Below are 2539 nucleotides of genomic sequence, written 5' to 3'. Positions count from 1 at the left end.
GGGTATGGCGTGCGGCGCGCATGAACATGCTGGCCGGGAAACACTTCAATTCCGGCCTTCGCGGCGTGTTTTTCTCGATCGGTTATCTCGGCTGGTTCGTCGACCCAAAAGTGTTCGTGCTGTCGACGCTGCTTTTGCTGGCGGTCCTGGTGCGTCGCCAGTTCTTCTCGGCGGCCCGGCAAGCCGTGATCGGTCAGCCGCCCGAACCAACACCCGGTCCAGGGAAGAGTTGATCGATGCGGCCCGACAGCCAGTAGGCGACGAGCCCGATCCATTCACGGATTGCGGTGGTGGTGACCTCCAACCCGCTATAAGGGAAGAACGCACCGATGCTTTCCTTGCCAGTGGTCATGTAGTCGACCGGCCACGGAATGGTCGGAAAGCCGGCCTTGTCGAACAGCGCCGTGGCGCGTGGCATGTGGAAGGCTGATGTCACCAGCAACCAGGTCTCACCCGCTTTTGGCGTCACCAGTTCTCTGGTGAAGACTGCATTCTCGTAAGTGTTGCGGGATTTGTTCTCGAGGACCAGCCGATCGGTCGTCACGCCAAGCGCAGTGAGCAGACGCGGCCCCGTATCTGCATCGCCCTCACCTTCGGCGAGCATCTGGACAGTGCCACCGGAGATAACGATTTTCGCTGTCGGAAAACGCCGTGCCAGTACGGCCGCCTCGACGATCCGGTCGCCGGCGCCATTCAATTCATAGCCGCCACGCACGGCATTGGTGGCGCCCTCCAAACCGCCGCCCAGCACAATGATACCGTCCACCTTTTCTGGCAGCGGCGGCCTGGGGAAGCGTTGCTCCAGCGGAATGAGCATCATTGCCCCGAGTGAGGTCAATGTCGAAAGCGCTAAAATAACGAGGGCAAGGAAGCTGCCGGCGGTCGCCAATCGTTGCCACCCGAACCTCGACGCCAACAGCCCCGCCAGCAGCAGGAAGATCGCACCATTCAACGGCTGGACAAAGAACCAGAGAAATTTGGAAAGATAGAAGAACATCCCTCACCCTCACCGCATCGGCCCAAAGATCGGCACCGATTTTAGGAAAGCACGATGCGTAGATTCAAAGTGTTAGAGTGTCCTTTGTGCGTCCAAGTGGATGCTCGTCGCTCTAACGCATGCCGCCCCAAAGCGCGTAGCAGTTTTGGGGCAACGACATTCATGAGCCAGGACTAAAGTGCCTCGCATCATTCAAATGCGAAGCCTTGGATTAGAAACGATCCTACCACCACTTTTCCGGCTGGAACGTACCCGCCGCCTGTTCGATGACATGGGCGGTCTGGAACAAAGTTTCCTCGTCGAAGGGCCGGCCGATGAGCTGCAGGCCGAGCGGAAGGCCCTTGGCGTCAAGCCCCGCGGGTACGGCGATACCCGGCAGTCCAGCCATGTTCACCGTCACCGTAAAGATGTCATTGAGGTACATCTTGACCGGGTCGGCAGCCATGTCCTCGTCGGCGATGCCGAAGGCCGCGGACGGCGTTGCCGGTGTCAGGATGACATCGACGCCGGCCGTGAATGCATTTTCGAAATCCCGCTTGATGAGATTCCGCACCTTCTGCGCCTGCAGATAGTAGGCGTCGTAGTAGCCTGCGGAGAGCACATAGGTGCCGATCATGATGCGGCGCTTGACCTCGCGGCCGAAGCCGGTGGCGCGGGTCTTCTCGTACATGTCGACGATGTCCTTGCCCGGCACGCGCAACCCATAGCGGACGCCGTCATAGCGGGCGAGGTTCGAAGAGGCTTCGGCGGGCGCGACGATGTAATAGGCCGGCAGCGCATATTTGGTATGCGGAAGCGAAATGTCGACGATCTCGGCGCCGGCATCTTTCAGCCAGGCAATGCCTTTCTGCCACAGCGCCTCGATCTCGTCGGGCATGCCGTCGACGCGGTATTCCTTGGGGATGCCGACCTTCATGCCTTTGATCGGCTTGCCGATCGCCGCCTCGTAATCCGGCACCGGCCGGTCGACCGAGGTGGTGTCCCTCGGATCGACCGAGGCCATCGATTTCAAGAGAATCGCGGCGTCGCGCACATCGCGGGCGATCGGTCCGGCCTGGTCAAGCGACGAAGCGAAGGCGACGATACCCCAGCGCGAGCAGCGGCCGTAGGTCGGCTTGATGCCGCCCGTGCCGGTGAAGGCGGCGGGCTGGCGGATCGAACCGCCGGTGTCGGTGGCGGTGGCGCCGGCACATAGGAGCGCTGAAACGGCGGAGGCCGAGCCGCCTGACGAACCGCCCGGCACCAGCTGGGCGTTGTCCAGCGTGCGCGCGGTCCTGGTGCCGCCGGCCGAGACGAAACCGCCATCGCCCTGATGCGTGGTTGGCATCACCACCGTGTCGAGGCGCGAACGCCGCCACGGATTGACGACGGGGCCGTAGTGGGAGGTCTCGTTGGACGAGCCCATGGCGAACTCGTCCATGTTGAGCTTGCCGAGCATCACGGCGCCGTCGGCCCACAGATTGGCAGTGACAGTCGATTCGTAATGTGGCTTGAACCCATCCAGCACATGGCTGCAGGCCTGGGTGTGGATGCCTTCGGTGC

At 62.0% G+C, this 2539-nt stretch carries 3 protein-coding genes; 1 reads left to right on the top strand and 2 read right to left on the bottom strand.

Annotated elements, in window-relative coordinates:
- The coding region (locus EOA85_RS32575) for a DUF599 family protein (protein WP_127212457.1) at window positions 1–233 on the top strand (233 nt) is incomplete at its 5' end.
- Here the strand turns inward: EOA85_RS32575 and EOA85_RS32570 are convergent.
- Entirely contained in the window at window positions 194–997 is an 804-nt protein-coding gene (locus EOA85_RS32570) for a YdcF family protein (protein WP_127212456.1), read from the bottom strand. The genes EOA85_RS32575 and EOA85_RS32570 overlap by 40 nt on opposite strands.
- Window positions 998–1220: 223 nt before the next feature.
- A partial coding sequence (locus tag EOA85_RS32565; RefSeq protein WP_127212455.1) for an amidase family protein occupies window positions 1221–2539 on the bottom strand: 1319 nt, incomplete at its 5' end.

The organism is Mesorhizobium sp. M5C.F.Ca.IN.020.29.1.1, assembly GCF_003997375.1.
Classification (GTDB): Bacteria; Pseudomonadota; Alphaproteobacteria; order Rhizobiales; family Rhizobiaceae; genus Mesorhizobium; species Mesorhizobium wenxiniae.
Note: the sequence above shows the minus strand (reverse complement) of the source record. Positions and strands in the feature narration are given on the sequence as shown.